Below are 6,434 nucleotides of genomic sequence, written 5' to 3'. Positions count from 1 at the left end.
AAGTGGAATATATATCCCACTTAATCAAAAAAGCGACTCAAAATTCAACCTTTTGGAATTCTTGAGTCGTCTTTTTTTTATATTTTATTTTGTCTCCTAAAAAATCGAAGATTTTCAGTGGCCTCCTTTTTAAAGTGAGGGGGATTAAAGATTTTTCTACAAAATTAGTTTATTTAATTGCTTTGCTCACTTTCAACTTCTTTCCTTTGATAGTCGCATTCTCCATGGCTTGTAAAACTAGTGAGCCCTTTCCATTCAGAATTTCAACATATGACATATGATCATGGATGGTTATAATGCCGATATCATCTACTGTGACTCCAGAGATTTTTGCGATTGTTCCAACAAAATCAACAGCACGGATTTTCTTCTTCTTACCACCGCTGAAATGGAGTTTCATAATATCTTGATTGATTCGGGCTGTTTTATTATTTCTTACAACTCGCCTGCCACCAAGTTTTTCTTCGAAAGCAGCTCTTCCACCGGCTACTTCCTGTTGTCTGGGAGCTTCTATAGTAGGAATCTCAAAGCCGATGTATTTTTCTATTGCTTTAATGAACTTTCCTTCAAAAGGTGTTGAAAACGTAATGGCTTTTCCTTTTTTTCCGGAACGGCCGGTTCTCCCGGTTCGGTGCACATAGCTCTCTTTTTCCATAGGAACGTCATAGTTGATGACAAGTGTCACATTATCAATGTCAATACCTCTGGCAGCTACATCGGTGGCCACCAGATAGCGGAAGTTCCCCAATTTGAAACCTTTCATAACAGCAAACCGATCTTCTTGTTCTAGTCCACCATGGAGTCTTTCACAAGAATATTTAGCTTTTTCCAGTTCGCTATACACAGCATCGACATGTTCTTTGGTTCGGCAGAAAATTAGGCAGCTGTCTGGATTTTCTACAATCGTAACGTCTTTAAGGAGTGAAATCTTTTCTTCTTCTTTCACATCAATTAAAAAATGTTCAATGGTATCGGCCGTTACCCCAGTTGTTTCAATCTCAATATGAATTGGATTTCTCATATATTTATGGCAGAGATTTTCCACATCTTTAGGTAAGGTGGCAGAAAAGACCATCGTTGCCCTCTCTAAAGGAAGCTCTTTGATGATCTCTTCTACTTCATTTATAAAACCTCTATTAAGCATCTCATCTGCTTCATCTATGATAAGATACCTTATTTTATCTAAAACTAGGGTTTCTCGTTGAATATGGTCTATGACCCGTCCTGGTGTACCGACGACTACATGAGTCTTTTGTTTCAATTCTTCCTTTTGTTTTGAAAAAGGTTCTTTCCCATAGACGGCAACCGCTTTAATGCGTTTAAACCTTCCAATATTCGTAATATCATCACGGACTTGTACTGCAAGCTCCCTAGTGGGGGTAAGGATTAAGGCCTGTGGTTTTTTTTCCTCCCATTCAATCATTTCGCAAACAGGAATACCAAAGGAGGCCGTCTTGCCGCTTCCTGTTTGAGATTTTACGACAAGATCTTGCTTTTCCATTGCTAATGGAATGACTTCACTCTGAACTTCTGTTGGAGTTTCATACTTTAACACAGCTAGTGTTCTTTTTATTTCATCGCTTATATGATAATCCGCAAAACTTCTTTTACTCATTTTTTAACCTCATTTATTGTTTTTTCCGACATATGTATAGAATTCTCTCCAAAAAATATCATATACATTTGGTAAATGATATGATTATCTAGTATGTTTAGCATGGATGACTCGCATAATGATTATATACAATATGGAGTGAGTTAAAAAATTTTTGATAGGATGACATGATGGGAGAATACGTTAATTTTACATTAAAGGGTAAGTTTGTAAATAAATATAATAGCGGTTATCCGCTTATATCAAAGGAAGCCATAATGAATTTGAACGAAGCTACTGAAGAAGGGACCATTATCCGTCTCCTTGATGAAAAGAATAAGTTCATAGCAAAAGGCTATTTTGGCAAACAAAATAAAGGTTTCGGGTGGGTACTTAGCAGAAACGAGAATGAACAGATTGACCAAAGATTTTTTGTGAATAAATTGAGAGATGCGATTAACTATAGGGAGCTGTTGTTTAAAAGCCGGGATACCAATGCTTTCAGAATAGTAAATGGCGAAGGCGATGGTTTAGGCGGATTAACAATAGATTATTTTGATGGCTACTATTTAATCAACTGGTATAGCAAAGGGATTTACCGATTTAGGGAGTATATTATAAATGCTCTGAAAGAATTGGTTGAGTTTAAGGCCATTTATCAAAAGAAAAGATTTGATGTTAGCGGCAAATATATTGAAGAAGATGATTTCGTAGCGGGAGAAAGAGGAACCTTCCCGATTATCGTAAAAGAAAATGGAGTAAACTTCGCTGTTTACTTAAATGAAGGTGCAATGGTTGGTATATTTTTAGATCAAAGAGATGTAAGAAAAAGGATTAGGGATGCTTATGCGGAAGGAAAAAGCGTACTGAACACCTTTTCTTACACAGGTGCGTTTTCAGTATTTGCTGCCGTAGGAGGCTCCGTTAAAACAACAAGTGTGGATTTAGCCAATAGAAGCTTAAACAAGACCATTGAGCAGTTTAGTTTGAACGGGCTGGATTATGAATCACAGGATATTATTGTCGAAGACGTGTTCCATTACTTTAAGTATGCGGTGAAAAAGAAGCTAACGTTTGATTTGGTTATCCTGGATCCCCCAAGCTTCGCAAGGTCAAAAAAAATAGTATTCAGCGCTGAAAAGGACTACAAAGATCTTTTAAAGGAAGCTATTGCAATAACAAAAGACGAGGGGATTATCGTAGCGTCCACCAATACGAGCTCTTTTAATATGAAAAAATTTAAAAGTTTTATTGATCAGGCATTTAAAGAAGTGAACAGGAAATATCAGCTAATTGAAGAATTTTCCCTTCCGAAGGACTTTAAAACAATAAAAGAATTTCCAGAAGGTGACTATCTTAAGGTTGTGTTTATTAAGAATTTATCATAGAAAAAGGCGAATGATATCAATCCAGTCAAGCGTAGAAATGACAGATTTAAAAATAACCTCATTTAGATACATTACGGTGAACCGTACCATAAGTAAATAAGGTTTTTAAAAATTATCATAGCACCTTCCCAAAGTAGTAGGAGAGGTGCTAATTTGTTGTATGCATTGTATGGGATTACAGAAGGCTCTGTTAACACAATCGAAATTCTATTGCAGCGTGATCCGTTACTCTATTATTTAGTTTTTCCAACTGATAATTTTGTTAGTCTTAGTGCTAATCAATACTGCTAATCCTTTTCCGTTATCGAGTTTCACTTCGGCAATGATTACTTTTTTAGGAATTGTATTAGTAACTTGAATTTCTTTTATGGCAGCTCCGTTTGTTAAGTTCTTTGATTGAACAAAATCGGCAACCATAGTTTTTGCAGCATCATTGCTTAAAATGTTAGTTGCTTTTGCATCAGTTGTGTCTTGGCTGGTCATACTTAGTATTTCTCCAGTTTGTGCATCGATGAAAGCAGAATTAAATTGAATGTTATTTTTGTTCGTATCTATTTGTTTATTTATCCAGGAAACCGTCCAAATTGATTTGCCTTTATAAGATTGTTTATTCTTTTCCTTATCAAAATAATCTGTTTCTAGTTTGTACTCTCCATCTTTAATCTCTACGCCAAAAATAGTTTTAAATGCCTTTTTAGCAATGTCCACAGCCTGAACTTTAGAGATATTAGATTTAGGTGGATTTCCAATTGACACTTGTCCATTAGAAGCATCATTGCTGCTTGTTGTCATTTTCTCTGCCATCAGGACATTCTTTTTTACAATGTCACCGTTTTTTGCAGCCAAAGCTGTTCCGCCGATACCTCCTAGCAAAATTAGGGATGCAAGTGCAGGTACAATAATTTTTTTGTTGATTTTTAAATTCATCATTCTTATCCTCCATAACTTATTGATCGGATTTGGCCATCTCCAATTTTGATTATATTGAACAGATATTGGATAAGTTTCGATTACTTGTAAAGAAGTTGTAATATCTACAAGGTTAAAGGAAGCGTAATTTCAAAATCCGTTCCTTTGCCTATTTCACTGTGTACGTAAATTTCACCGTCATGAAGCTTTACTATTTCAGCACATATGGCTAAACCAATGCCTGCTCCACCATTTGCTCTTGTTCGAGCTTTATCAACAGTAAAAAATGGATCGAAAATTCTTTCCATATCTTCTTCAGATATACCGATCCCTTGATCAGAAATACGAATAATAATTTTATCTTTATGCTTTTTCAAGCTTAAACGTACGGTACTTCCTTCTGTAGAGGCTTTTATGGCATTATCCAGTAAATTTGTCAGAAGTACTTTAATCAAATCTTTATCAACAGTGGCTTTGGCCTCGTCTAAATGAATGCTTAAAGTAATATTTTTTGCTTCAAATCGGTGTCTAAGAACATCTGCTGCTTCTTTGCATAAAAAGAACATGTCTTCCTGTTTCATTTGAAAGTCCTTACTTTTTAAGAGAATCAAATCCATAAGTTTGAAGGAAAGTGCCTCTAGTCGTTTTCCCTCATGATAAATATAATCTAAGGATTCAAGAAAGATTTTTTCATTATACTTGGTAGATCTTAAAAAGTCAGCATAGCCGATAATAGATGTCAAAGGGGTTTTAATTTCGTGTGTAATGGCCTCAATAAAATGTTGTTTCTGCTCTGCATTCTTTTCTAATTCCTTTATCTTATCTTCTATCGCTTCAGCCATCTGATTAAAGTTTTCCGCAAGCATGCCAACTTCATCCGTTGATTCTATTTTCACCCTTTCGGAAAAATCTCCGCCAGCAATCGTTTGGGTTGATTTTTTCAGTATGCTTATAGGATAAGTAAAAAATCGGGCTAAAGCGTACAAGGATACAGCAAGTAAGAGTGCAATAATAAGATTGAGCTTTAGAAATAGATTGTATTGCCCTTTGCGGTCTTGGTATACGCTGGAAATATTTCGTATATAGGTGAATTTGAAGGTCTGATCTTTAATTTTTAAGCCATTTGTGACGAATAAAAAGGTTTTATTATTTATATCCCTAATGATATAATGCCTGTTTTGCGTGAGTGGAGCCTCTAATTCCAGCCGCCTTTTTTTATAATGAAAGGTAAAATTTGAATAAATAGGATGGTTTTTGTCGTCCAGAACTTCAATGAAAACACCTTTTTTATCAAAATACTGTGTGTTTTCTTGGAATGTTATTTTTAAAAAGCTTTCTAACAAGTCTTGTGAAAATTCAAAGGCGTCACTAGCATATTTACTGTTTGCTTGGAGGCTGGTGTACAGAATTAGTTGTTCCGTGAGCCCACGTTCTATTTCCCTTTTTAAGTTTTGGTTAAAGGTATATTGAATTAGAAGTGGAATGCTGCTATTAAATACCGCCTCAAATAATAGAAAGGTACAAATAAATATTTTTTGCCAAAGTTTCATTGGTTACTTTCCAACCTATATCCAAATTTGTAAACAGTGGTAATGTGTTCACTCCAATGAAGCTTTTTTCTAAGCTTTTGAATATGAATATCAACTGTTCGAGTTTCTCCAAGATAATCGTACCCCCACACTGATTCTAGAATTTTTTCTCGGGAAAGGGCCTTGTTTCTATTCCTAACGAGCAACAAAAGGAGTTCATACTCTTTAAGAGTTAAGTCAATCATGCTGCCATCTTTACGGACAATTCTTTCCTCTTCATCTATTTCCAAATCTTCAAACATAATGACATTTTTATGCTCACTGAATCGCCTTAACACGACCTCAATTCGTGCAAGTAACTCCATTGCCTCAAAAGGCTTTACAAGATAATCCTCCGCTCCTAGTTTAAGACCTTTCACTTTGTCTGTAAGCCCATTTTTAGCGGTAATAAAAATCACAGGAATCTGGTATGGACGGATTTTCTCTAACAACTCAAATCCATCCATATCTGGCAGCATGACATCCAGCAAAATGAGATCAAAAGCTTGTTCTCTCAATAATTGAAGTGCCTCATGGCTGCTAAATACTTGGGAACTTTCATATCCTGCCAGGTCTAAATTTAAATAGATTAAGTTAGATATTGCTTGATCATCTTCTACAACTAATATCCTTTTCATCCGCTTCCTCCAATTTATCGTGCTAAATCTATTTTTAATATAAAGTATTTAAAAGTTATTTCCGAGTTGTAAAGAAGTTGTAAAATTTAATCCTCTGTATCTTTTCCTAAGGCTCTTTTCTAAAAGATTGTTGCTTTTTGCTCCCTCTTTAAGATTCATTCAAAAAATAGGGGTAGAAATTCCCCTTATTTAGGAAATTGGATGTTAATAAGCTGAAATAGACGGAGGAATTTCCCTTATTTGATTTTAAACTGCTAAAATCGGGTGCTTTTCATTGAATAACGGAAAAAACTCCGCTTATTTTTTACTATTTAAGCTCCCTCAGTTAGATACGATT

5 protein-coding genes are annotated in these 6,434 nt (G+C 35.2%); 1 reads left to right on the top strand and 4 read right to left on the bottom strand.

Going from position 1 to position 6,434, the window contains the following annotated elements; translation table 11 throughout:
- Positions 1–169: 169 nt before the first annotated feature.
- A complete protein-coding gene (locus M3183_RS26375; protein ID WP_251474976.1) occupies positions 170–1,615 on the bottom strand; it encodes a DEAD/DEAH box helicase in 1,446 nt (481 codons plus the stop codon).
- A gap of 170 nt (positions 1,616–1,785) precedes the next feature.
- Here M3183_RS26375 and M3183_RS26370 point away from each other — a divergent pair, with 170 nt between their 5' ends.
- Positions 1,786–2,982: a class I SAM-dependent rRNA methyltransferase gene (locus M3183_RS26370; protein ID WP_251474964.1), complete on the top strand. Its 1,197-nt coding sequence runs from the start codon at positions 1,786–1,788 to the stop codon at positions 2,980–2,982.
- Positions 2,983–3,219: 237 nt separating this feature from the next.
- Here M3183_RS26370 and M3183_RS26365 read toward each other — a convergent pair whose 3' ends face one another.
- From M3183_RS26365 to M3183_RS26355, 3 genes are all read right to left on the bottom strand, one after another.
- Entirely contained in the window at positions 3,220–3,912 is a 693-nt protein-coding gene (locus M3183_RS26365) for a PepSY domain-containing protein (RefSeq protein ID WP_251474961.1), read from the bottom strand.
- 104 nt (positions 3,913–4,016) lie between these two features.
- Positions 4,017–5,234: a HAMP domain-containing sensor histidine kinase gene (locus tag M3183_RS26360; RefSeq protein ID WP_251474952.1), complete on the bottom strand. Its 1,218-nt coding sequence runs from the start codon at positions 5,232–5,234 to the stop codon at positions 4,017–4,019.
- Between the two features lie 203 nt (positions 5,235–5,437).
- Positions 5,438–6,097, bottom strand: coding sequence for a response regulator transcription factor (locus tag M3183_RS26355; protein ID WP_251474950.1), 660 nt, complete (start codon positions 6,095–6,097; stop codon positions 5,438–5,440).
- Between the last annotated feature and the right edge of the window lie 337 nt (positions 6,098–6,434).

This window comes from Neobacillus mesonae (assembly GCF_023715155.1).
Lineage (GTDB): Bacteria > Bacillota > Bacilli > Bacillales > Cytobacillaceae > Neobacillus > Neobacillus mesonae_A.
This window is presented reverse-complemented; position numbering and strand designations above follow the sequence as displayed.

Bases quoted from the DNA above. Each gene is read 5' to 3' on its own strand.
- M3183_RS26375 (WP_251474976.1), bottom strand. From the start codon at position 1,615: ATGAGTAAAAGAAGTTTTGCGGATTATCATATAAGCGATGAAATAAAA.
- M3183_RS26370 (WP_251474964.1), top strand. From the start codon at position 1,786: ATGGGAGAATACGTTAATTTTACATTAAAGGGTAAGTTTGTAAATAAA.
- M3183_RS26365 (WP_251474961.1), bottom strand. From the start codon at position 3,912: ATGATGAATTTAAAAATCAACAAAAAAATTATTGTACCTGCACTTGCA.
- M3183_RS26355 (WP_251474950.1), bottom strand. From the start codon at position 6,097: ATGAAAAGGATATTAGTTGTAGAAGATGATCAAGCAATATCTAACTTA.